The 22188-nt window shown below is 60.4% G+C and carries 24 protein-coding genes and 2 tRNA genes; 5 read left to right on the top strand and 21 right to left on the bottom strand.

The genetic code is table 11. The features are described from left to right. Positions 1-52 precede the first annotated feature (52 nt). The 15 genes from VGK14_RS07855 to VGK14_RS07785 form a co-directional block, all read right to left on the bottom strand. A complete protein-coding gene (locus tag VGK14_RS07855; protein WP_331508438.1) occupies positions 53-433 on the bottom strand; it encodes a hypothetical protein in 381 nt (126 codons plus the stop codon). Positions 434-482: 49 nt separating this feature from the next. After that, positions 483-1322: an HlyC/CorC family transporter gene (locus tag VGK14_RS07850; RefSeq protein WP_331508437.1), complete on the bottom strand. Its 840-nt coding sequence runs from the start codon at positions 1320-1322 to the stop codon at positions 483-485. A 3-nt stretch (positions 1323-1325) separates the two neighbouring features. Next, a complete protein-coding gene (gene ybeY, locus VGK14_RS07845) occupies positions 1326-1802 on the bottom strand; it encodes an rRNA maturation RNase YbeY (protein WP_331508436.1) in 477 nt (158 codons plus the stop codon). Then, positions 1799-2746 (bottom strand): PhoH family protein, encoded by a 948-nt coding sequence (locus tag VGK14_RS07840; protein WP_331508435.1) that lies wholly within the window; start codon positions 2744-2746, stop codon positions 1799-1801. The genes ybeY and VGK14_RS07840 overlap by 4 nt, the downstream gene beginning before the upstream one ends. Beyond that, a complete protein-coding gene (gene miaB, locus VGK14_RS07835) occupies positions 2736-4109 on the bottom strand; it encodes a tRNA (N6-isopentenyl adenosine(37)-C2)-methylthiotransferase MiaB (RefSeq protein WP_331508434.1) in 1374 nt (457 codons plus the stop codon). Before miaB ends, VGK14_RS07840 begins: the two co-directional genes overlap by 11 nt. Before the next feature lie 20 nt (positions 4110-4129). Beyond that, positions 4130-4206, bottom strand: a tRNA-Met gene (locus tag VGK14_RS07830). 73 nt (positions 4207-4279) lie between these two features. Beyond that, on the bottom strand, positions 4280-5365 hold the full coding sequence (gene ychF, locus VGK14_RS07825) for a redox-regulated ATPase YchF (RefSeq protein WP_331508433.1): 1086 nt from the start codon (positions 5363-5365) through the stop codon (positions 4280-4282). Between the two features lie 195 nt (positions 5366-5560). Further along, positions 5561-6118 (bottom strand): cytochrome b/b6 domain-containing protein, encoded by a 558-nt coding sequence (locus tag VGK14_RS07820; RefSeq protein WP_331508432.1) that lies wholly within the window; start codon positions 6116-6118, stop codon positions 5561-5563. A 230-nt stretch (positions 6119-6348) separates the two neighbouring features. Continuing rightward, positions 6349-6930, bottom strand: a complete 582-nt coding sequence (pth, locus tag VGK14_RS07815) for an aminoacyl-tRNA hydrolase (protein WP_331508431.1) — start codon at positions 6928-6930, stop codon at positions 6349-6351. Positions 6931-7011: 81 nt separating this feature from the next. After that, positions 7012-7626, bottom strand: coding sequence for a 50S ribosomal protein L25/general stress protein Ctc (locus VGK14_RS07810; protein WP_331508429.1), 615 nt, complete (start codon positions 7624-7626; stop codon positions 7012-7014). A gap of 96 nt (positions 7627-7722) precedes the next feature. Continuing rightward, positions 7723-8673: a ribose-phosphate pyrophosphokinase gene (locus tag VGK14_RS07805; protein WP_331508428.1), complete on the bottom strand. Its 951-nt coding sequence runs from the start codon at positions 8671-8673 to the stop codon at positions 7723-7725. 75 nt (positions 8674-8748) lie between these two features. After that, positions 8749-8825: transfer RNA gene (locus VGK14_RS07800), tRNA-Gln, on the bottom strand. A gap of 5 nt (positions 8826-8830) precedes the next feature. Further along, complete coding sequence (gene ispE / locus VGK14_RS07795) at positions 8831-9661, bottom strand: 4-(cytidine 5'-diphospho)-2-C-methyl-D-erythritol kinase (RefSeq protein WP_331508427.1); 831 nt, start codon at positions 9659-9661, stop codon at positions 8831-8833. A gap of 7 nt (positions 9662-9668) precedes the next feature. After that, a complete protein-coding gene (gene lolB / locus VGK14_RS07790; protein WP_331508426.1) occupies positions 9669-10259 on the bottom strand; it encodes a lipoprotein insertase outer membrane protein LolB in 591 nt (196 codons plus the stop codon). Continuing rightward, on the bottom strand, positions 10256-11944 hold the full coding sequence (locus VGK14_RS07785; RefSeq protein WP_331508425.1) for a tetratricopeptide repeat protein: 1689 nt from the start codon (positions 11942-11944) through the stop codon (positions 10256-10258). The genes lolB and VGK14_RS07785 overlap by 4 nt, the downstream gene beginning before the upstream one ends. A 210-nt stretch (positions 11945-12154) precedes the next feature. Here VGK14_RS07785 and VGK14_RS07780 point away from each other — a divergent pair, with 210 nt between their 5' ends. The 5 genes from VGK14_RS07780 (at position 12155) to mutM (ending at position 17068) form a co-directional block, all read left to right on the top strand. After that, positions 12155-13090, top strand: a complete 936-nt coding sequence (locus tag VGK14_RS07780; protein WP_331508424.1) for an ABC transporter ATP-binding protein — start codon at positions 12155-12157, stop codon at positions 13088-13090. 24 nt (positions 13091-13114) lie between these two features. Beyond that, complete coding sequence (locus VGK14_RS07775; RefSeq protein WP_331508423.1) at positions 13115-13861, top strand: ABC transporter permease; 747 nt, start codon at positions 13115-13117, stop codon at positions 13859-13861. Between the two features lie 19 nt (positions 13862-13880). Continuing rightward, the gene (locus VGK14_RS07770; RefSeq protein ID WP_331508422.1) at positions 13881-15242 is read left to right on the top strand and encodes a GldG family protein; all 1362 of its coding nucleotides are present in this window, start codon (positions 13881-13883) and stop codon (positions 15240-15242) included. Between the two features lie 7 nt (positions 15243-15249). Continuing rightward, entirely contained in the window at positions 15250-16128 is an 879-nt protein-coding gene (locus VGK14_RS07765; RefSeq protein WP_331508421.1) for a DUF4340 domain-containing protein, read from the top strand. A 127-nt stretch (positions 16129-16255) separates the two neighbouring features. Continuing rightward, positions 16256-17068 (top strand): bifunctional DNA-formamidopyrimidine glycosylase/DNA-(apurinic or apyrimidinic site) lyase, encoded by an 813-nt coding sequence (gene mutM / locus VGK14_RS07760; protein WP_331508420.1) that lies wholly within the window; start codon positions 16256-16258, stop codon positions 17066-17068. Between the two features lie 108 nt (positions 17069-17176). Here mutM and VGK14_RS07755 read toward each other — a convergent pair whose 3' ends face one another. From VGK14_RS07755 to VGK14_RS07730, 6 genes are read right to left on the bottom strand one after another with little or no spacing between them, the layout of a single operon-like run. Further along, on the bottom strand, positions 17177-17944 hold the full coding sequence (locus VGK14_RS07755) for a DUF5677 domain-containing protein (RefSeq protein ID WP_331508419.1): 768 nt from the start codon (positions 17942-17944) through the stop codon (positions 17177-17179). Between the two features lie 29 nt (positions 17945-17973). After that, a complete protein-coding gene (locus VGK14_RS07750) occupies positions 17974-18357 on the bottom strand; it encodes a DUF2784 domain-containing protein (protein ID WP_331508418.1) in 384 nt (127 codons plus the stop codon). A 2-nt stretch (positions 18358-18359) separates the two neighbouring features. Next, on the bottom strand, positions 18360-19418 hold the full coding sequence (locus tag VGK14_RS07745) for a spermidine/putrescine ABC transporter substrate-binding protein (RefSeq protein ID WP_331508417.1): 1059 nt from the start codon (positions 19416-19418) through the stop codon (positions 18360-18362). Next, positions 19415-20194 carry an ABC transporter permease gene (locus tag VGK14_RS07740; protein ID WP_331508416.1) on the bottom strand — a complete coding sequence of 260 codons (780 nt, stop codon included), beginning with the start codon at positions 20192-20194 and terminating at the stop codon, positions 19415-19417. Before VGK14_RS07740 ends, VGK14_RS07745 begins: the two co-directional genes overlap by 4 nt. After that, positions 20187-21089 (bottom strand): ABC transporter permease, encoded by a 903-nt coding sequence (locus VGK14_RS07735; RefSeq protein ID WP_331508415.1) that lies wholly within the window; start codon positions 21087-21089, stop codon positions 20187-20189. Before VGK14_RS07735 ends, VGK14_RS07740 begins: the two co-directional genes overlap by 8 nt. Next, positions 21082-22167 (bottom strand): ABC transporter ATP-binding protein, encoded by a 1086-nt coding sequence (locus VGK14_RS07730; RefSeq protein ID WP_331508413.1) that lies wholly within the window; start codon positions 22165-22167, stop codon positions 21082-21084. Before VGK14_RS07730 ends, VGK14_RS07735 begins: the two co-directional genes overlap by 8 nt. Positions 22168-22188: the final 21 nt, after the last annotated feature.

The raw sequence follows: 22188 nt of genomic DNA, 5'->3' as shown, positions 1-22188 counted from the left end.
CTCGCCTGTTTGCCGCTGAAGGGCTAGGCCGTGAGCCAGGGCTGCCGGAATTTCAGAAGGTGTTGCCGGGGCCGGGTTCGGAAGGCAGGGATACCGGTTCGGCGTCATTATCTGCCGAGCTGTCATCGGTGTTGATCAGTACCACCGTGACGACTCTTCCGCCGACAAAATCGAGTTCTGTCGTCTTGTAATACTGGCCGTCATCCGCCGCGGTGACATGGTGGTAATGCCAGATGGCGCCCACTACATCGCCTTCATCGTTGCGGATATCGTATTGGTAGGCCGGAGCGCCGAGCAATTCGGCGATCTCATCCTGGTTGAGCGACTGAACGGTTGTTACGAAATCCGGCTCGCGTGCGGGAATCGTATCCGTAGAAGCGGCAAAGGCAGGGCTGGCGAGCGCCAATGCCATCGAGATCAGCCAGTTTTTCATTCGACACTCCTCGAAGCGGCAGTCAAATGTCTGACGGCGAATTTAACGGTTAAGTTCCCGGTCCCGGCTCCGGGGGCAACCGTTCGAGCAGCAGCGAGTGCAGGCGGCGGCTGTCGGCGCGCAGCACGGTGAATTTCAGGCCGTCGAAGCTGATCTGTTCGCCGCGCTTTGGCAAACGGCCGAATTTGCTGACCACCAGCCCGCCTATCGTGGAGAATTCCTCGTCGCTGAAATTCACGCCCAGCGCTTCGTTGAAATCGGCGATTTCGGTCAGTGCCTTGACGCGATATTTTCCGCTCGTATCGCGGAAAATATTGTCTTCGGTCTCGTCGTAATCGTATTCGTCCTCGATATCGCCGACGATTTGCTCCAGCACGTCTTCGATCGTCACCATGCCCGCCACGCCGCCGTACTCGTCGACGACGATGGCGATGTGATTGCGGTTGCTGCGGAATTCCTTGAGCAGCACGTTCAACCGTTTCGATTCCGGAATGAATACCGCGGGACGCAGCATGTCGCGCACGTCGAAGTCCTCGCCGGCGTAATAGCGCAGCAGGTCCTTGGCCAGCATGATGCCGATTACGTCGTCCTTGTTCTCGCCGATGACGGGAAAGCGCGAGTGGGAGGTCTCGATGACGAAAGGAATGAATTTCTCGGGCGGATCGGTGATGTCGATCACGTCCATTTGCGAGCGCGGCAGCATGATGTCGCGCACTTGCATTTCGGATACCTGCAGCACGCCTTCTATCATCGCCAGGGCATCGGCATCCAGCAGATTCTTTTCGTATGCCGAGTGCAGCAGCTCTATCAGCTGTTCACGATCGACCGGTTCGCGTAGCAGCAGCGCGGCAATACGCTCTACCCAGCCCGGTTTGTCACCTTCCGCCATACGTTATATCACTTCCTTTTCAATATGATAGGGTGCAGCATACCCCAATTCTGTCACCAGTTGCGTTTCCAGCCGTTCCATCGCCTCGGCCTCGGCCTCCATTTCATGGTCGTAACCTTGCAGATGCAGCATGCCGTGGATGAACAGATGGGCGTAATGCGCTTCCAGCTGCTTGCCTTGCTCGGCGGCTTCCTTTTCCACCACGGGGGCGCACAGCACGATGTCGCCCATCAGTAGCGGCTCGACCTCCAGCGGAAAGGTCAGCACGTTGGTGGCGTAATCCTTGCCGCGGTAATCGCGGTTGAGTTCGCGGCCCTCGGTCTCATCCACCACGCGCAGCGTAACCTCTGCGTCGCAGGTCAGCGCCGTGAGCGCCCACTTCCTTAGCTGCCGGCGTGTGGGAACGCAGGGTGGTTTGACGGCGTATTGCACGGTCAGGGAGAGTTTGGGTTTTCTCGGGTTCGGTTTTTTGGGGCTCACTGGGGCTTGTTCTGATCGAAACGCTCGTAGGCGTTGATGATCTTCTGCACCAGCGGATGGCGCACCACATCTTCAGACAGAAAATGGGTGAAGGCGATGCCGCGCACATCCTTCAGCACCTGCTGTGCTTCAATCAGGCCGCTCTTCTGGCCGCGGCCGAGGTCGATCTGCGTCACGTCGCCGGTTACCACCGCCTTGGTGCCGAAACCGATGCGCGTCAGGAACATTTTCATCTGTTCCGGCGTGGTGTTCTGCGCTTCGTCCAGGATGATGAAGCTCTGGTTCAGCGTGCGGCCGCGCATGTATGCGAGCGGAGCGACTTCGATAGCGCCGCGTTCGAACATCTTGGTGACGGTATCGAAGCCCATCAAATCGTACAGCGCATCGTAGAGTGGGCGCAGGTAGGGGTCGACCTTCTGCGCCAGGTCGCCTGGCAGAAAGCCCAGCCGCTCGCCGGCTTCCACCGCTGGGCGCACCAGTACGATTCTTTTCACCCGATCGCGGGTCAGCGCATCCACGGCGCTGGCGACGGCCAGATAGGTTTTGCCGGTACCGGCGGGGCCGATGCCGAAGCTGATGTCGAATTCCTGGATCTGCTGCAAATATTCCACCTGGCGCGGCGTGCGGCCGTGCAGGTCATGGCGCCGCGTCATTAGCACCGGCATCGTCGCGGTGGCGACGGCCTCGGGCGCCAGCTTGCCGATTTCTACCAGGCCGAGCTGGATTTCCTCCAGCGAAACCGGTTTTTTGGCGCGTTCGTAAAAATTCTGCAGTAGCTGCGCGGCCAGTTCTGTCTGGTGCTTTTCGCCGGATAGCCTGAAATGGCCGCCGCGCCGCGCGATGGACACGTCCAGCGCATCCTCTATCTGTCTGAGGTTTTCGTCCAGAGAGCCGCACAGGTTGGCCAGTTGTGCGTTGTCTTCGGGCGTGAAATTAATATCCAAGGGCAGGGCTCGTGAGTTCACCGCGCAAAGTATGTGGCATGGCTTCGGTTATGGTAACCATCGCGAACCGATCGATCAAGCCGGGCGGGCCGGGGAAATTGACGATGCGGTTGTTGTCGGTGCGGCCGGCCAGTTCGCTGGCATCCTTTTTCGACCGGCCTACTACCAGCACGCGCTGTTGCATGCCTATCATCCGTTCGCTGATTGCATGTGCCTGCGCGTCGATTTGCCCTTGCAGGCACTCCAGCCGGGCCAGGCGGATTTCATGGGGCGTATCGTCGGTCAAGTATGAAGCCGGGGTGCCGGGACGGGCGCTGTAAAGGAAGCAATAGCTGGCATCGAAGCCGATGTCTTCAGCCAGTTTCAGCGTGGCTTCGAACTCGGTTTCGGTTTCGCCCGGAAAACCGACGATGAAATCCGAGGAGATGCACAGGTCCGGCCGGGCGGCGCGCAGCTTGCGGATGACGGACTTGTATTGCAGTACCGTGTAGTTGCGTTTCATCGCCGCCAGAATGCGGTCGGAACCGGCCTGCACCGGCAGATGCAGGTGCGATACCAGCTTTGGCAGTTTCGCAAACGCCTCGATCAGCGCCGGCGTCATTTCGTTGGGATGCGAGGTGGTGTAGCGCAGGCGTTCGATGCCGGGGATTTCCGCGATGTATTCCAGCAGCAGCGCAAGATCGGCGGTTTCGCCGTTGTTCCCATGGCTTTCGCCACGATGACTATTCATGACTCCGCGATAGGCGTTGACGTTCTGGCCCAGCAGCGTGATTTCCTTGACGCCTTGCCGAGCCAGCTGCGCGGCCTCGGTCAGGATGTCCTCGAACGGCCGTGAAACCTCCTCGCCGCGCGTGTAAGGCACGACGCAGAAAGCACAGTACTTGCTGCAACCTTCCATGATGGACAGGAAAGCCGCCGCGCCTTCCACCTTGGGCGGCGGCAGGCGGTCGAATTTTTCGATTTCGGGGAAGCTGATGTCCACCTGCGAAAGGCCGGAGCGGCGTCTGGCTGCGATCATCTCCGGCAGCCGGTGCAGGGTCTGCGGGCCAAACACGATATCTACATAAGGCGCGCGCTCGACGATCGCTGCGCCTTCCTGGCTGGCGACGCAACCGCCAACGCCGATCACCAGCTCGGGCTTGGCCAGCTTCAAATCCTGCAAGCGCCCCAGTTGGTGAAACACCCTCTCCTGCGGCTTTTCGCGCACCGAGCAGGTGTTGAGCAGGATGACGTCGGCTTCTTCCGGGTGCTCGGTCGGCTCCATGCCTTCCGCCACGCGCATCAGGTCTGCCATGCGCGACGAGTCATACTCGTTCATCTGGCAGCCGAAAGTCTTGATGAAAACCTTTTTGGACGCGTTCATCGAAGCACCGGGAGAAGAAATGGTGGTGATGGGGGGACTTGAACCCTCGACCTACGGATTATGAATCCGTCGCTCTAACCAGCTGAGCTACATCACCGGAATTTGACAGCCGAAACCAGAAAAGTCCGCAATTCTATTTTTTTGTCGCGCGCTTGTCAAAAAAAGAAGCGTCAGACGTTAAAGCGGAAATGCATGACGTCGCCGTCCTGCACAACGTAGTCCTTGCCTTCCAGCCGCATCTTCCCGGCTTCCTTGGCGCCCTGCTCGCCCTTGCAGGCGACGAAGTCGGGATAGCCGATAACTTCGGCGCGGATGAAACCCTTCTCGAAATCGGTATGGATGACGCCTGCGGCCTGCGGCGCGGTATCGCCCTTGTGGATGGTCCAGGCGCGGACTTCCTTTACGCCGGCGGTGAAATAGGTTTGCAGGCCCAGCAGATCGTAGGCGGCGCGGATGACGCGGTTGAGCCCGGGTTCCTCCAGCCCCATTTCCGACAGGAACAGCGCCTTGTCTTCTTCCTCCAGGTCGGCGATTTCCGCTTCGATCTTGGCGCAAATGGCGACGACCGGCGCGTGTTCCTTTTGGCCTAGTGCCTCCACGCGGGCCAGCAGCGGGTTGTCGGTAAAGCCGTTCTCGTTGACGTTGGCCAGATACATCACCGGCTTGACGGTGATCAGGCACAGCGGCTTGAGCAGCTGCAGCTGCTCGCGATCCAGGCCCAGCGTGCGCACCGGCAGGCCTTGATCCAGATGCTGCTGCACTTTTTCCAGCAGCGCGCACAGCACAATCGCGTCCTTGTCGCCGGATTTGGCTTTCTTCTGCTCGCGGGCGACGGTTTTTTCCACCGTTTCCATATCGGCCAGCGCCAGTTCGGTGTTGATGGTTTCCACGTCGGAAAGCGGATCGATCTTGCCGGCGACGTGGACGACGTTGCCGTCTTCGAAGCAACGCACGACATGGGCGATGGCATCGGTTTCGCGGATGTTGGCGAGGAATTTGTTGCCCAATCCCTCACCCTTGGAGGCACCCGCCACCAAGCCCGCGATATCGACGAACTCGACGATGGCCGGTTGGGTTTTCTGCGGCTTGACGAGGTCGATCAGCGGCGCCATTCTCGCGTCGGGCACTTCCACAATGCCGACATTGGGCTCGATGGTGCAGAACGGGTAGTTTTCCGCTGCAATACCGGCATTGGTGATGGCGTTGAACAGCGTGGACTTGCCGACATTGGGCAGACCGACGATACCGCATTTCATAACAAGAAATTCCTTAAATTAATCCGCACCGTCGCGTGTTCTTAAGCGCTAAAAAGTGCTGACCGCAGTCGAGCGTCCCGCTTAAGACGTTCGACAGCGGCCGGAATGGGTAACCGAATGAGAGAGTTACGGAAAGCGCTATTGTACCTTCCCGTGGCCTTTATCCAAAATCCCGCAGAAAGATGTCGGCGCTACTTATGACGAACTGCCTAATTTGCCTTTGGCATGAGGATGACGCTGCTTGAAACCGGTAACCATCGTGGCAATCAGGTTCTCGCCCAGCAGCATGCTTTCGACGACGACGCCGCCAATGTGCGTTACCACCAGCCCCAACCAGGTCCAGGCCAGGCCGTTGTGCAATGCTCCCAGATGGTCGGGCCATAGCGGGATGTACGCTTCGTAGAACAGCAAAAACCCCGACGCCACTGTCAGCAGCCCCGTCGTCAGCATACCGTAAATCACCAGGCTGCCCGCCGGATTATGGCCGATGAATCTTTTGGCGCGTCCGGTGACGGCAAGCCAGGCATAGCGCAGCCCTGCGATGGGGCGAAAAGGGAACTTGGCAAAATTGCAGTAGCCCTTGGCCGTGATGCCCCAAACGATACGCACCAGCAAGATGCTGCCTGCCGCGTAGCCGGCCATGACGTGGATATCTTCGTACCACATATCGTCGCAGGTGAGGAACGCGACCGTGAAAGCGGTCGCCAGCAGCCAGTGCGAGGCCCTTACGAATAGGCTCCAGACATAGAGCATGATTAAGTATCCTCCAGCTTGGATAACAATGACGAGCAAATTAAACGCCAGTGCCGACCGGAAGCAATGTCGGCAACGGTGAAAGCAATAAAAGCTTTTAAAACCTCAGGCTTGGCGATGATAGCGGCCGAATATTACATGCATATGTAAAGCGGCCGGTTTGATGCGCGGAACAGTGTGATGCAGACGCGCTTAAAAGGGCGCGCAACGAAACGCCATGATGAACCCGGCTATTTGCGGGTATGCAATTTCAGCATCGCCGCTTCGAACTCGCCGCTCAGCAGTTGGGGCAGCAAATCCGTACTGCCTGCGATGGTGTGTGCTATCAGTGCGTTTTCTTCGCGCGAAGCGGCGTGCAGCACATAGTTGACCACGGCGCTTTTTTCGCCGGGGTGGCCGATCCCCAGACGCAGCCGCCAGTAATCCGGGGTACCGAGCTGGGCGGAGATGTCCTTCAGGCCATTGTGTCCGCCGTTGCCGCCACCGCGTTTCAGTTTGGCGTTGCCGGGAGGCAGATCCAGTTCGTCATGGATGACCAGGATGTTGTGCGGCGCGATGCGATAAAATCTGGCAAGTGCGGCAACGGCACGGCCGCTGGCATTCATGAATGTGGTCGGCTGCAGCAGCCAGGCTTCGTGCGGCCCCAGCTTGAGGCGGCCGGTGCGACCGAAGAATTTTGCCTCTCCAGAAAGCGTGTAGCCGTGTATGCGGCAGATTTCATCAATCCACCAGAACCCCGCATTGTGGCGGGTATCCTCGTATTCCGTGCCGGGATTGCCCAGCCCGACCAAAAGTTGAATACCGTTGCTCATGTTTTGGTGCCTGGAAATGAAAACGCGCGTTTCGGCATGCCGAAACGCGCGCGTTGCAACAGGGTTGCCGTGCCGTCCTGCTTATTCAGCGGCCGGTGCCTCTTCTGCTTCTTCGGCTGCAGTGGCGCCACGCGGCTTGGTAACCGAGGCAACAGCGGAGTCGTCGCCGTGGGCCAGCTTCACGAACTCGACGCCCTTGGGCAGCTTGATTTCGGAGAGGTGAACGGTCTGGCCGACTTCCATGTTGCCGAGGTCGACTTCGATGAACTCCGGCAGATCCTTGGCCAGGCAGCTGATATCGGCTTCGGTCAGGATGTGGGTGACGATGCCGCCGCCCAGCTTGACGCCGGGACCGGCTTCGGCATTGACGAAGTGCAGCGGTACCTTGACGTGGATTTTCTCGGTGGTGCTGACGCGTTGGAAATCGATATGGGCGATTTCGGTGCGCACCGGGTGCATCTGGTAGTCACGCAGCAATACCTGTTCGCCCTTGCCGTCGACATTGAGCGTCAGGATGGAGGCGTGGAAGGCTTCGTGGCGGAATTGCAGGAACAGGGCCTTGTGATCGATCTCGATAGAAGCGGCATCCTTGCCGCCGCCGTAGACGATACCTGGCACTTTGCCAGCGCGGCGCAGGCGGCGGCTCGCTCCGGTACCCTTGCTTTCGCGCTTGTTGGCGATAATTTCAATTTTCATGATGTACTCCTAAAGTTAAAAAAGCCGTCCGCGACCAGACGGCTGCTTATTCGCTGCCAGCGGTTGACTGCTGAGAGCTGAATGCTGGTGGCTGTTTCATTCCATAAACAACGAACTGACCGAATCTTCGCGGCTGATGCGGCGTATCGTTTCAGCCAGCAGTTCGGCGGTGGAAAGCTGGCGCACCTTGCCGCAGGCTATCGCTTCCGGGCGCAGCGGGATGGTATTGGTGACTACCAGTTCGTCCAGTGCGGAATGGGTGATGCGGTCAATCGCCGTGCCGGAGAGCACCGGGTGCGTACAATAGGCGACGACTTTTTCCGCGCCGTGTTCCTTCAGTGCCGCGGCGGCTTCGCACAGCGTATTGGCGGTGTCCACCATGTCGTCCATGATGACGCAGGTGCGGCCGGAAACGTCACCTATGATGTGCATGACCTTGGCGACGTTGGGCTTGGGACGGCGCTTGTCGATGATCGCCAGGTCGGAGTTAAGCTGCTTGGCCAGTGCACGGGCGCGCACCACGCCGCCGACGTCGGGCGACACCACGACCAGGTTGGGGTAGTTGTGCTTCCACACATCGCCCAACAGGATGGGGGCGGCGTAAACGTTGTCTACGGGGATGTCGAAGAAACCCTGGATCTGGTCGGAGTGCAGGTCCATCGTCAGCAGGCGGTCGATGCCGACCGAGGTCAGCATGTTGGCAACGACCTTGGCCGTGATTGCGACGCGCGCCGAACGTGGGCGGCGGTCCTGGCGGGCGTAGCCGAAATAGGGGATCGCCGCGGTGATGCGCCCGGCTGAGGAGCGGCGCAGCGCGTCTACCATCACCAGCACCTCCATCAGGCTGTCATTGGTCGGCTTGCAGGTGGATTGCAGCACGAACACGTCTTTGCCGCGAACGTTTTCCAATAACTCGACCATGACCTCGCCGTCGCTGAAGCGGCCGACCGTGGCTTTGCCCAGTTCGATGTTAAGATGGCTTACCACCTCTTCGGCAAGCTTGGGGTTGGCATTGCCAGTAAACACCATCATTTCCCCGTAAGACACTGCGCGCTTCCTTCTTGTCGATCGGTCGATTAAAAACAAAAAGCGTGTAGTTCGTCTACACGCTCTGTAAATATGTGGCTGGGGAGGAAGGATTCGAACCTTCGCATGCCGGAATCAAAATCCGGTGCCTTAACCAGCTTGGCGACTCCCCAATCGTTCATTTTGCATTCCCATGGAGCGGATGGTGCTCCAGTCCGCGTGCTGCAAAGCCGCTCACCCCGTTCGGTCTTGCTGCCACCACCCGTTCGGCGGCTTCCAGCGAGGGAAGCTCGACAAATACGCTGGCGCCGGAACCGCTCATTCTTGCATCGCCAAACTGCTTCAGCCAGTTCAGGCAGGACGCCACTTCAGGGTGCATGCGACACACCACGGACTCAAGGTCGTTATGACCGAAGCCCCTGGAAAAGGCCGCCATTGTCCGTGGTATCGTGTTTCTTGTCAATTCCTGGCTGGCAAATATCGCTGGGGTCGATACATGCACGGGCGGCGTCAGCACGGCATAGCAGGCCGGCTCCAGCGCAATGGCCTGCAATTGTTCGCCTATGCCTTCTCCCCAGGCGTTGCGGCCGAACACGAAAACCGGCACGTCCGCGCCCAGTTGCAGGCCCAGTTCCATCAGGCGCTGGCGCGGCAGGTCGAGTTGCCACAAACGGTTGAGCGCCAACAGTACCGTGGCGGCATCCGAGCTGCCGCCGCCGAGACCGCCGCCCATGGGGATGCGTTTCTCTACTTTGATATCCGCTCCCAGGCGGTAGCCGCTGGTTTTTTGCAGCAAGCGCGCGGCGCGTACGGTGAGGTCGTCGTTTTCCGGCACGCCGGCGACTTCGTTGGTGCGCCTGATCTCGCCGTCCTGCCTGACGCCGAGGTGCACTGTATCGCCATGGTCGAGCAAGCGGAATACGGTCTGCAACAGATGAAATCCGTCCGCTCGGCGGCCGGTGACGTGCAGGAACAGATTGAGTTTGGCCGGGGCGGGAAACGCTTGCATCAGGCGCTCATTCGCTGTCTATCTGCCAGTTTTCCACTACCAGCTTGAGGTCGAGTTTCGGGCTTTTCAGCACGATTTTCCCCGGCAGTTGGCGGCCGGAGTTTTCCTGGTAGCCGGGATATTCGATATCCCAGCCGTTCTGACGCATATGAGAAATACGCCCGGCCGCATCCCAGGCCAGGATTTCCGCAGCGCCCTTGGCCGGGCGGCCCAATACCCAGTCCGACAGGCCGGCCATCGGCAGGCTCCAGCCCAGGGTTTGCTGGGTAAGTGCCTCGGCGTCCTCGGCGCGGTAGGTCTTCTGGTTGCCGGTGGTCAGCGTCACGCCGTCCGCATCGGCGTTCAACTCGCCGAGTTGCGTGCCCAGCGGAGAATAGAAGGCGATATTGTCACCCTCCGGGTGATGATGCCAGCGCATGGTGCCGGAAAAGCCCTTTTGCTCGGTCAATACGCCGATGCGACCGTCGAGGCCGAAGCTGGTGATTTTGCTGATGCGCTGCAGATGCGCCCGGTAGGCCGGCGGCTCGGCGGGCCTTGGCTGCGGGGGAAGCGCAGCGCAGCCTGCGAGCAGCAGCACGGGCAGAAAGCGGAAAATCACTTCTTGAATTTTTTCGAAGTATTCAGCAACACCTCGTTATCGGGATGTTCGCGCAGCGCTTCTTCCCAGGTTTTGAGCGCTTCTTCGCGCTTGCCCTGCTGCCACAGCACCTCTCCCAGATGCGCGGCGATTTCGGGGTCGGCCTGTACGGCATAGGCGCGCTTGAGGTAATCCAGCGCTTGGTTGAACTGTCCGCGGCGGTACTTGATCCAGCCCATGCTGTCGAGCACGAAATAATCCCCGGGGGAGAGCGCCAACGCCTTTTCGATCAGTTTCTGCGCCTCGTCCAGGCGCTCGTTGCGGTCCGCCAGCGAGTAGCCGAGGGCGTTATAGGCATGCCACATTTCCGGCTTCAACAGAATCAGCTTGCGCAGTTCATGCTCCATCACGTCATAGCGATGGATGCGCTCGGCCGCCATCGAGTAGTCGTAGATCAGGTCGGGGCTGTTGGGCAGGTTGTCGACCGCCTGCTTCAACAGGTCGAAGGCTTCCTGCGGGCGCTTGGCCTGCACCAGTAAATTCGCCTCGGTCTGCAGGGCAACTGCGCGCTGTTCGTTGGTGAGGTCGGGCAGTTCCGCGATGCGTTTGCGCGCTTCGTCCAGGTGCCCTTGCTTCGCCATCAACACGGCGCTATGCAGTTGCGCCTCCAGGTATTGCGAACTGTCGCCGTTGACTTTGGCATACCATTCCTGCGCTCTGGCATCCTGCTGCCGGCGTTCCGCTACCTGGCCCAGGTAGAGGTAGATCTGGTCCGGCTCCTTGAAGTTGAGGTCCAGCGCTTTCAGGAAATGGGTTTCCGCATTGGTGAAATCTTCCATCTGCACGCTGAGCAGGCCGATCACTACTTGAATTTCGGCATTGTCAGGCGCGGCTTCGACCAGCGTATCGAATTGCTGCTTGGCCGATTCGATCTGTTTCTCATTGACCAGCAGCTTGGCATAGGCCAGCCGCACTTCGTTGCCATGCGGATAGATGTCCAGGAATTCCCGGTAGGACTGCAGCGCGATGCCCGCCCCTTGGCGTTGCAGTACCTGTCCTTTCAGCAGGGCGGCCGGCTCCCAGCCCGGATTGAGCTGTTCCGCGGCCTGCAACTCGGCAAGCGCCAACTTGTCCTGCTCCGCGCTCCAGGCGGCATGCGCCAGCGCAAAGCGGGCTTCGGGAAGATCCGGGTAAGGCCTGGCCAGCTCCTGCATCAGCTTGACGATGCCGGCCTTGTCGGAAACGCGCGAGAACATGTTGACCAGATACATGAAGGCGCCCGCCCGGTCTTCTTCACCGGCGATCAGTTTTTGCAGCGGCGCGCGCAGTTCGGCAATCTTGCCGGAAGCAATCAACAGCTGCGTCAGCACCTGATAGCCTTCTTTGGCGTTGGGGTCGAGTTCCACCCACAGGTTGGCGGCGCGTAGCGCAATCTGCGGCTGGTTGCCGTAGAGCGCAGCCCGCGTGGCACGTTCCGCCAGCCGCGGATCGCGCGCAGACTTGGCGAGATCGAGCATCACGGCGCTTGCCAGGCCAGGATCGCCGCGTTGTCCGGCGATTTCGCCGACCAGGTACTTATAGACGAATTCGGCACTGAGGCCGGAAATGTTCTTGTTCGTACTCCTGGCGCTGTCCGCGTGCGCGGCGATCGAAACAAACGCGAATGCCAGGAAAAGGATAGGCGCGTAAAGGAGTTTGCGTTGCATGCGATATGAAATCCGGAAGTTGGCTCGTGGGATTTTGACCGTGGCACAAGCCAAGGGTTTCGTATAGTATAAGCAACCTGTTCGGATTGCCACAAGTGCGAAAAATATCGCGCTGACGATATCCATAAATCGGCACAGCCATAAGCTTGCTTGACAATTGTCAGGCGTTTTTTTAATTTAGCACCCCCTTCTGAACCAGCATTAATCGATATGGATAACGTGACTGTCGAAGCCGGCGCGCTTAACCGCGTTTACGGTAGCAACGCAGTAGTGCGCGATGTGAGTTTCAGCCTGCGCAAAGGCGAAGTACTTGGTTTTCTGGGCCCCAACGGCGCCGGCAAGTCCACCACGATGAAGATGCTGACCGGCAATCTCGCGCCGACCTCCGGCAGCGTCAGGATTTGCGGCATCGACATCATCGATCAGCCCAAGGAAGCCAAGGCGCTGATCGGCTATCTGCCGGAAACGCCTCCTTTGTATAAGGAGCTGACCGTCGACGAAATGCTGGCGCTTTCCGCACGTCTGCATGGCGTCGCCCGCGGCAGCGTCAGGAAAGCGGTGCAAACCGCCAAGGAACGCTGCGGCCTCACCGAAATGAGCCGCCGCCTGATCGACAACCTTTCCAAAGGCTACCAGCAGCGCGTCGGCATCGCCCAGGCGATCATCCACAATCCGATGGTCGTCATTCTTGACGAACCCACCGTCGGCCTCGACCCGATCCAGATTCGCGACATCCGCGCACTGATCAAGGAGCTGGGCGGCGAGCATAGCGTGATCCTGTCCACCCATATCCTGCCGGAAGTGGAAATGGTGTGCGACCAGGTGCAGATCATTCACAAGGGCGAGCTGGTGTTCAACGGCTCCATCGATGTGCTGAAGCAGCAGCGTCACGGCAACCGCCTGCTGGTCGGCCTGAAGAGCGCGCCGGCCGCCGCTGAACTGCTGAAAATCGACGGCGTGATCGGCGTCGAACCGGCTAACGACGGGCTGCTGCGGCTGCGCTTCGCCGAAGGCATGTCGCCGGCGGAAACCATCGTGCAGGCCGCGGTCGGCAACAGCTGGGGCCTGTATCAGATCAGCCCGGACCAGACCAGCCTGGAAGAAGTCTTCATGCAGCTTACCTACCAGGAAGCTGCCGCCAATTAAGCGCCATTCAACGGAAACTCGACCATGATTTTTACCGTCGCCGGCAAGGAGCTCAGGAGCATGTTCTCATCCCCCATGGGATGGATCATTCTGGCTTTGCTGCAATTCATTTTCGGAACCTTTTTCCTGGTCGGCATCGACCAGTATTTCCAGACCATGTCGGGGGCGCTGCGTCCCGAGCAGCGGGTGGGCGTGACCGAATTCGTCGGGCATAACGTGTTCGGCATGGCGTCGTTCATCATGCTGTTTGCGGTGCCGCTCTTGTCGATGCGGCTGATCAGCGAAGAACGCAAGAACCAGACCTTGCCTTTCCTGTTCAGTGCGCCGCTGTCGCTGACCGAAATCGTGCTGGGCAAGTTCGTCGGCCTGGTGAGTTTCCTCACGTTGATGATCGCGATCGTCGGCACGATGATTTCCTCGCTCAACCTGTGGGCGGAACTGGATTTCGGCTACATCGTCGCCAACCTGATCGGCCTGTGGCTGCTGGTGGCGAGCTTTTCCGCGCTGGGGATTTTCATGTCCAGCCTGACGCAGCAGCCCATCGTCGCGGCGATCATCACCTTCGTCGCGCTGTTCGCGCTCTTGATCCTCGATTACTTCTTTGCCAGCGATCCCAACAGCACGCTCAATTACCTGTCGCTGCTGCGCCATTTCGAGCCGTTTTCGCGCGGCCTGGTCGACACGCGCGATCTTGCCTATTTCGCGCTGTTCATCCTGACTTTTCTCACATTCACGGTGCGCCGCCTCGATGCGGATCGCCTGCGCGGCTAACCCTGACTTCAACCGAATCATGAAAATCAACCGCAAACTGCGCATCCAGCTGTTCATGCAGAACAGCATTTTCGTCGTCCTGTTCCTGAGCCTGGTCGGGCTGGTCGGCTATCTGTCCTTTGAATTCCACGCCGCGCGCGACATCACGCAGAGCACGCGCAACACGCTGACCGAAGGCAGCGTCAACGTGGTGAGGCAGATGAAGGGCCCGGTCAACATCACGGTGTATGCCTCCGCCGATGACAACTACCGCAAGGGCATCGTCGATTTCGTCTCGCGCTACCAGCGCGCCAAGCGCGACATCAACTTCAAGTTCGTCAATCCGGCCGAGAACCCCAAGCAGGCGCAGGAAGCCGGCGTGCGCGCCGAAGGCGAGTTCATCGTCGAATACAAGAACAAGAGCGAGCATCTCTTGCCGCCCATCATCGAGCAGGACATGACCAACCTGCTGGTGCGCCTGGCGCGCGAGAAGTCGCGCAACGTGATGTTCCTGGACGGCCACGGCGAGCGCAGGTTGAACGGCCTGAAGAACTACGATCTCGGCGAATTCGGCAAGCAATTGGAGAAGAAGGGCTTCAAGCTCTCCAATCCCGACCTCACGCTGTCGCCGGACGTGCCCGCCAACGGCGCGATGCTGGTGATCGCCAGCCCGCAGGTGGATATCCCCGAGCTTGAGATCAGCAAAATCAAGAAATACGTCGCCGACGGCGGCAACCTGTTCTGGCTCATCGACCAGGATGCGATGCACGGCCTGATGCCGGTCGCCGAACTGCTGGGCCTGCAATTGACGCCCGGCATCGTGGTTGACCCGATGGCGGCGCAGTACGGCGGCGATTACAAGATGGCGTTCGCGGTGCAGTATGGCGAGCATCCGATCACGCAGAGTTTCGGCCTGCGCACGCTGTTTCCGCTGGCGCGCCAGATCGACGCCAACGGCCAGGACCGCGGCTGGGCGGTATCGCACCTGGTTGACGTGGCCGCCACCGGCTGGCTGGAAACCAGCCCGATCGAAGGCAACCCCAAGTTCGACGCCAAAAAGGACATCGGCGGCCCGATCAATATCGCGGTGGCGATGGAGCGCAAGATCGAGAACAAGACCCAACGCGTGGTGGTGGTCGGCAGCGGCGGCTTCCTCGCCAACACCTTCATCGGCAACGGCGGCAACCTCGATCTCGGCATCAACATGATCAACTGGCTGGCGGGCGACGACAGCCTGATCACGATCCAGCCCAAGCCGCTGAAGGACGTCAATATCATCATCCCTACCGATGCCAAGAACCGTCTGCTGGCGATTGCGGTGTTCTTCGGCTTCCGTCTGGGGCTGCCTATCCTGCTGCTGATCACCGGCGTGGTGATCTGGCTCAAGCGTCGCAAGAGATAGGCTCTTTATGAAATCTCGCTGGCTGGTAAATCTGGTTCTGCTGGTGCTGGTGGCTGGGATCGCGGCGTTTCTCTATCTGCGTCCCAAGCCGGTGGAAAACAACGTGCCCAAGAGCTATACGCTATCGGCGCTCGATCCCAACAGTTTCACGCACCTGAGCATAGAAACGCCCGGCAAGAAGCCGGTACTGCTGGAAAAGCAGCAGGGACGCTGGCATCTGCTGCAGCCCGCGCAGGGACGCGCCGATCTGGCGGCGGTGGGGCGCGTGCTGTCGCTGGCGATCGCCACCTCGCAAGACAAATTCCCGGCCACCGACCTGACGCGCTTCGGCCTGGATAACCCGGCGCTGAAAGTACATATCGACGACCAGGAATTCAGCTTCGGCATGTACCATCCGGTGAGCGGCGACCAGTTCGTCGGCTACAAGGACGCGGTGTACGTGCTGCCCACGGTGTTTTCCGAAGGCGCGACCATGCAGCCGCTGGAATTCCTCGACAAGCGCCCGCTGGACCTGAATGAAGAGGTTGCCGGCTTTGTTTTCTCCGGCCTCGAGCAATGGGAAAAAAGCCGCTTGAGCCTGGAGCGGCAGAATGGCAAATGGAAGGTTTCCGCCGCCAGCGCCAAGCCCAAGCAGGACGAGCTCAACGAGTGGTTCTCCAGCAACTGGCAGAACCTGCAGGCCAAGTCGGTGGAGCCATTCACCCCCGACCGCCAGCCGCATCCGTATTTCACGGTCAAGCTCAAGAACGGCAAGGCCGTGCGCTTCATCAAGATGCAGGAATCGCCGGAATTGCTGCTGGTGCGCGAGGACGAGCAGCTGCAATACCACTTCCCGCAGGATATCGGGTTTGTCATCCTCAACCCGCCGGTGGGCTATAAAGAATAATTTAGCCGCCGATGGACGCCGATGAACGCGGATAAAACCTTGAACCTTGCAGCTGCGGTTCATGAATTATCTGCGTTCATCGGTGTTTATCTGCGGTTAATTGACTTTTTGTTTTTGAATTTCCGTCGTGCCTGAGTTACCCGAAGTCGAAACCACACGGCGCGGGCTGCTCTCGCTGGTCGGCCAGCGCATCGCCGCGGTAGTCATCCGCGATCCGCGCCTGCGCTGGCCGATTCCCGCAGCACTTTCCGATGTGCTCCCGGGCCAGCATTTCCTCGAACTGAGCCGCCGCGCCAAATACCTGCTGGCGCGCTGCGAACAGGGCACGCTGCTGCTGCACCTCGGCATGTCCGGCCGGCTGTGCCTCTTGCCCGGCGACGAAGCGCCGCAGAAGCACGACCACATCGACATCGTGTTCGCCAACGGCCAGCGCATCCGGTTGCGCGACCCCAGGCGCTTCGGCGCGGTGCTGTGGCTGCAGGGCGATCCGCTGCGCCATCCGCTGCTGGCGAGCCTAGGGCCGGAGCCGCTGGAAGACGGCTTCGACGGCGAGTATCTTTACCGCGCTATCCGCAGCCGCAGCGCGCCGATCAAGAACGTCATCATGGACAGCCACCTAGTGGTTGGTGTCGGCAATATCTACGCCAGCGAATCGCTGTTCCGCGCCGGCATCAGCCCGAAATTGCCGGCCAACAAGTTGAGTCGCCCGCGTTGCGAACGGCTGGCGCAGGAGATCAAGGCGACGCTGGCCGATGCCATCGAAGCAGGCGGCAGCAGTTTGCGCGATTTCTTCGGGGCGGATGGCAATCCGGGGTATTTCCAGCAGAGCTATTTCGTCTATGGGCGCACGGGGGAGGCTTGCCGGGTGTGCGGCGGAGCGGTCAAGACCGTCAAACAGGGGCAGCGCTCGACGTTTTATTGTCCGGTTTGCCAGAAGTAAATTCACAACCAAGCGGGTTTCAAACCGGATGCTGGAGTACGCAGCGCGGAGGGGACGCAACGTCGTAGCCGTTGGGCAGTCCGGTTGACCGGAGGTTTATCCCTTGGCTTACGCAACAAGACCATTAAGTGTCTTTGCATAGGTTTGTAAGTCTACGGTGTTGATGCCGAAGATTCCGCCAACGGCTCTCGCGGCTCGCATCTGTATCTCAATGGCAAAGGCCCAGACAGACTCTTGGCCTTCCACCTCTGGCTCGTTCTTGAGTTCCGTTATGTTTCCTTGATCGTCGGTAACGAGGTGAGCAACGAGATCTGAGACGTTAGCGTGTGCTGGAAAGCTAAGCAGGGCATACATGCTGAGGTACCAATCCATCATTCCCGCGGCCTCGGCGAGTTGTGCGGTATTGAAGTCACGTGTTCGGTTTGACGCCATTTCGCGCAACTCTGCCTCGCTAACCTGCGCCGAGAGAGAAGCCTTTAACTCTGGGCTTCTCCATTGAAGCATCTTGTCTGCCATCGACCGCTTGTTGGCTTCCTGGCTCTGCGCAAGCGGCAGAGCTAACTCGGGCTTCGCTTCAATCGCGGCAAGGGCGAATAGCGATTCAAGCGCTGATCTTAAAACGGCCTTAGCTTGAGCTGGGAGGCCGTGCTCTAGCAGGATGACGGCAGCCTGTGACGAGGCAAGTGTGCGCGCGAACAGTGTGCCGCCAAGTAATTCTCTTGGCATGTCGACATTGACACGAAGTTCGTGTTGCGTAGCCACGCATTGTTCATTGAGACTCATGAGTACGTCTCGCCAGTTCGCATACTGGTTTCGAACGGCGCTACGAACTTCATCAAATGGCTCGGATAAGAATCCCTGTGCGAAGTCTGTCAAGTTGGTACCTCTGAGGGCTAAGGTCTGAATTAAGGGTGCGCTTTAGCGCGTCCCGCTTGCCTGCGCCGCCACAGCCGCCAGTAGACAGCTGCATTGACCGCCAGCACCAACGTACCGAGCACGATCTGCGCGCTACGGGTCAGCCCTTGCGGGTAGATCATCGCAGTCAGGTAATGTCCGATGAAATCGCTGCCATAGCCCGTTTCCCCGCCCATCCGGCGCCACTGGTTCTCCAGCGGGGTCAGCGGGCAGATCCAGCCGGCGTACTCGATCCAGATGCCCCACAGTACCGCCGGCAGATGCAGCCAGGCCAGCCGCGGCCGGCGCAGCACGGCGAATCCGCCGAACGCGACAAACAGGATGAATCCCAGGTGCAACAGCAGGACGGCATCGGCCAGCAAAGAATACGGCATGCTCAGCGCAGCTTGATCTCCGTCCAGATCCTGGCCAGCACCCGGCGCTGGTTGCGGTCGAGGTCGCGCAGCATTTCCAGCCGTTTCAAATGCTCGGCATCGGGGAACACCGAGGTGTTGGCGGTGATCGCGGGGTTGATGTAGCGTCGGGCGGCACCATTGGGGTTGCCGGAGCCGATCAGGTTGGTGAGTTCGGCGGCGTTCTTGCCGTCCAGCATGAAGTTGATGAATTGATGGGCGAGATCGGGGCGGCGTCCGGATTTGTGCAGCACCATGGAATCGAGTGCCAGCACGGCGCCTTCCTTCGGCGTGGTGTAGCCGATGGTGAAGGCGCGCTGGGCGCGCTGCGCATCCTGCTGCGCCTGGAACATGTCGCTGGAATAGCCGTGGGCGAGCCAGATGTTGCCGACGGTGAGTTCCTTGATGTAGCTGGAGGCATTGAACGCGGCCCAGTAGGGCTTGGCGCGCAGGATGAGGTCGCGCGCCTGCTGCCAGTGTTTTTCATCGGTGTCGTTGACGGAGTAGCCCAGGTATTTCAGCGCCGCGGCCAGCAGTTCGCGCTGCGAATCCAGCACCGTGACGCGGCCCTTCACCTTCTGCAAATATTTGGGCTCGAAGATCACCGCCCAGGTGTCGGTGGGCAGGTTGAGCTCGCGCATTTTCTCGACGTTGTAGCCGATCAGCGTGACGGTGTAGGCGTACGGCACCGAGTAGCGGTTGCCGGGGTCGAAGAAGGCGTTGAGGTAGTCGGGCTTGATGTTCTTGAAATTGGGCAGTTGTGCCTTGTCGAGCGGACGCAGCGCCTGGGACTTGATCAGCGCCTCCACCGCGTTGCCGGTGGGCACGATCAGGTCGTAGCCGGTGGCGCCGGCGGCCAGCTTGGCCAGCATTTCCTCGTTGTCGGAATAATAGTCCTGCACCAGCTTGCATTTACAACTGGCTTCGAAGCGCTGCACCGTCTCGTCGGCGATGTAGTTGTTCCAGTTGTACAGATGCAGTTCGTCCGCGGCTTGCACTTGAGCCATGGCCATCAACAGCAGCAGTGCGATCAGTTTTTTCATACGGCTCTTCCTTTCAGGACGTCCGGGGCGATGCGGGAGGCGAGCAGCAGCAGGGTCAGCGTCAGCAGCATGAGCAGCGTGGAGACGGCGTTCACCTCGGGGGTGACGGCGATCTTGATCATCGAATAGATTTGCAGCGGCAGCGTGGAGACGCCCACGCCAGCGGTGAAGAAGGTGATGACGAAGTCGTCCAGCGACAAGGTAAAACTCATCAGGAAACCGGCGATCACCGCCGGCAGGATCAGCGGCAGGGTGACGTGGCGGAAGGCCTGCCAGGGCGTGGCGCCCAAGTCGCGCGCGGCCTCAAAGATGCTCTCGTCCATGCCGACCAGCCTGGCGCGCACGATGACGGCGACGAAGCCGATGCAGAAGGTGATGTGGGCGATGATGACCGACAGCATGCCGAGCGTGAGGTTGAGCACCTGGATGAAGAACAGCAGCAGCGACACGCCGAGCAGGATTTCCGGCATCGCCACCGGCGACAGCACCATGATCGGCAGCAGCCTGAGCCGGTAGCGCTGCATGGCGATGCCGGCCATGGTGCCGAGCACGGTCGCCGCGCTGCTGGCGACGAAGGCGATGAACAGCGAGTTGGCCGCCGCGCGCAGCATGCCGGCATCCTGCAGCAGCACCCGGTACCAGTGCCAGGTAAAGCCCACCCACTCGGCATTGAGGCGCGAATCGTTGAAGGAGTAGGCGACGACGATCACCAGTGGCAGGTACAGAAACAGATAGGTCAGGATCGCTGCCGTCCACAGTGCGGGGCTTCTATGCATAGTGCCTCCAGCGCCGGGCCAGCCCTGCCGCCAGCCCGGCCCAGGCCAGCGCGGCAACGGTCAGCAGGATGGACAGCGCCGAGCCGAACGGCCAGTCGCGAGTGCCGAGAAACTGCTCCTTGATCAGGTTGCCGATCAGCATGTCGTGCGTGCCGCCCAGGATGTCGGGAATGGCGAACACCCCCAGCGCCGGGATGAACACCAGCGCGCTGCCGGCGAAAATGCCGGGTAGCGAGAGCGGAAAGGTGACGCGCCAGAAGCGTTGCCAGGCGCTCGCGCCGAGATCCTGCGCGGCGTCGAGCAGCAGCGGGTCGTGGCGTTCCAGGTTGGTGTAGAGCGGCAGGATCATGAACGGCAGGTGCACGTACACCATGCCCACTAGCACCGCGACCGGCGAGAACAGCAGCGGCACTGGTCCCGCATGGAACAGCAGCAGAAAATCGTTGGTGAGCCGGCTGAGCGCCGACTGCGGCCCGAGGATGATCATCCAGGCATAGGCGCGAATCAGAAAGTTGCTGGCAAACGGCATGATCACCAAGAGCACCATCAGGTCGCGCTGCCTTTTCGGGCTGCGCGCCATCAACAGCGCCAGCGGGTAGGCCATCAGCAGGCAGATGAAGGTGGTGGCGAGGGCGACGGCGAACGATTTGACGAAGATTTCGGCGTAGATGGGGTCGCTGAAAAAGAAGCGGTAGGCCTCCGCCGTCAGTCCGGACGGGAGGTTCGGGGTGGGGGAATAGAGCGCCGCCAGCCCGCCGAACTCGCCCGGATAGCGGAACGACGCCACCACCATGATGATGCCGGGGGCGACGAAGAACAGCAGCAGAAACAGCAGCGGCGGGCTGCTTACCAGCCATTTGACGAGGTGTGCCCTGGAGATTGTTGGCCTAGTCATGCAGAAACACTCCGGCATCGTGGCGCCAGGCGACCGTCACCGCATCGCCCACCTCGAAGAAGGTGGCGCGGCCGGGCGTCGAATTCGGGCGCAGCGCCTTGAACAGCGCGCCGTTGGCCAGCGCGACGGTGTAGATAGTGACATCGCCGTGGTAGAGGAGTTCGCGCACCTGGCCGCTGAAGCGGTTTTTCAGGTCGATGTCCTCGCTGCCGGCGACGATGCGCACCTGTTCCGGGCGCAAGGCCAGCAGGCCATGGCCGCCCGCCATCGGGCCCGGCATGGACGGCGCCAGCACTTCGCCCAGGCCGTCGATGCCGAGTTGCAAATGGCCGTGGGTATTTTCCAGCACCTGTGCGTCCAGCATATTGATGTTGCCGATGAAGTCGGCGACGAAGCGGTTGCGGGGAAAGCCGTACAGCTTGTCCGGCTCGTCCAGCTGTTCGACGCGGCCGCGGTTCATCACCGCAATGCGATGCGACAGCGCCAGCGCTTCGTCCTGGGCGTGGGTGACGAACACGAAGGTGATGCCGAGTTCGCGTTGCAGGCCGATCAGTTCGACCTGCATCTCTTCACGCAGCTTGGCATCCAGCGCCCCCAGCGATTCGTCCAGCAGCAGCAGGCGCGGCCGGTTGATGAGCCCGCGCGCCAGCGCCACGCGTTGCTTCTCGCCGCCGGATAGCTGGTGCGGATAGGCCGCTGCCTTGCCGGGCAGGCGCACCTGTTGCAGCGCCTGCTGCGTGCGGCGCTGGATTTCCTCGCTGGGCCGGTGCGCCATGCGCAGCGGGAAGGCGACGTTGTCCGCGACGGAGAGGTGCGGAAACAGTGCGTAACTCTGGAACACCGTGTGCACCGGGCGATTCTCCGCCGGCGTGTCGGCGAGGTCGCGGCCGTCGAGCAGGATCTGCCCGGCATCGGGCAGATCGAAGCCGGCGATCATGCGCAGGATGGTGGTTTTGCCGCTGCCGGAAGGGCCCAGCAGGGTGAAGAACTCGCCCGCCTCGATGGCCAGACTGACGTTGTCTACCGCGACAAAATCGCCGAAGCGGCGGGTGACGTTACGCAGTTCCAGGAGTGCCATCGGTGCTCCCTTCCGGGCTCA

The sequence above is a fragment of the Novimethylophilus sp. genome (genome assembly GCF_036504375.1).
Lineage (GTDB): Bacteria > Pseudomonadota > Gammaproteobacteria > Burkholderiales > Methylophilaceae > Novimethylophilus.
Note: the sequence above shows the minus strand (reverse complement) of the source record. Positions and strands in the feature narration are given on the sequence as shown.

What these genes read in the sequence shown, in the direction of transcription:
- VGK14_RS07855 (WP_331508438.1), bottom strand. Translation starts at nt 433, where the DNA reads ATGAAAAACTGGCTGATCTCGATGGCATTGGCGCTCGCCAGCCCTGCC.
- VGK14_RS07850 (WP_331508437.1), bottom strand. Translation starts at nt 1,322, where the DNA reads ATGGCGGAAGGTGACAAACCGGGCTGGGTAGAGCGTATTGCCGCGCTG.
- miaB (WP_331508434.1), bottom strand. Translation starts at nt 4,109, where the DNA reads ATGAACGCGTCCAAAAAGGTTTTCATCAAGACTTTCGGCTGCCAGATG.
- ychF (WP_331508433.1), bottom strand. Translation starts at nt 5,365, where the DNA reads ATGAAATGCGGTATCGTCGGTCTGCCCAATGTCGGCAAGTCCACGCTG.
- VGK14_RS07820 (WP_331508432.1), bottom strand. Translation starts at nt 6,118, where the DNA reads ATGCTCTATGTCTGGAGCCTATTCGTAAGGGCCTCGCACTGGCTGCTG.
- pth (WP_331508431.1), bottom strand. Translation starts at nt 6,930, where the DNA reads ATGAGCAACGGTATTCAACTTTTGGTCGGGCTGGGCAATCCCGGCACG.
- VGK14_RS07810 (WP_331508429.1), bottom strand. Translation starts at nt 7,626, where the DNA reads ATGAAAATTGAAATTATCGCCAACAAGCGCGAAAGCAAGGGTACCGGA.
- ispE (WP_331508427.1), bottom strand. Translation starts at nt 9,661, where the DNA reads ATGCAAGCGTTTCCCGCCCCGGCCAAACTCAATCTGTTCCTGCACGTC.
- VGK14_RS07785 (WP_331508425.1), bottom strand. Translation starts at nt 11,944, where the DNA reads ATGCAACGCAAACTCCTTTACGCGCCTATCCTTTTCCTGGCATTCGCG.
- VGK14_RS07780 (WP_331508424.1), top strand. Translation starts at nt 12,155, where the DNA reads ATGGATAACGTGACTGTCGAAGCCGGCGCGCTTAACCGCGTTTACGGT.
- VGK14_RS07775 (WP_331508423.1), top strand. Translation starts at nt 13,115, where the DNA reads ATGATTTTTACCGTCGCCGGCAAGGAGCTCAGGAGCATGTTCTCATCC.
- VGK14_RS07770 (WP_331508422.1), top strand. Translation starts at nt 13,881, where the DNA reads ATGAAAATCAACCGCAAACTGCGCATCCAGCTGTTCATGCAGAACAGC.
- VGK14_RS07765 (WP_331508421.1), top strand. Translation starts at nt 15,250, where the DNA reads ATGAAATCTCGCTGGCTGGTAAATCTGGTTCTGCTGGTGCTGGTGGCT.
- VGK14_RS07750 (WP_331508418.1), bottom strand. Translation starts at nt 18,357, where the DNA reads ATGCCGTATTCTTTGCTGGCCGATGCCGTCCTGCTGTTGCACCTGGGA.
- VGK14_RS07745 (WP_331508417.1), bottom strand. Translation starts at nt 19,418, where the DNA reads ATGAAAAAACTGATCGCACTGCTGCTGTTGATGGCCATGGCTCAAGTG.
- VGK14_RS07740 (WP_331508416.1), bottom strand. Translation starts at nt 20,194, where the DNA reads ATGCATAGAAGCCCCGCACTGTGGACGGCAGCGATCCTGACCTATCTG.
- VGK14_RS07735 (WP_331508415.1), bottom strand. Translation starts at nt 21,089, where the DNA reads ATGACTAGGCCAACAATCTCCAGGGCACACCTCGTCAAATGGCTGGTA.
- VGK14_RS07730 (WP_331508413.1), bottom strand. Translation starts at nt 22,167, where the DNA reads ATGGCACTCCTGGAACTGCGTAACGTCACCCGCCGCTTCGGCGATTTT.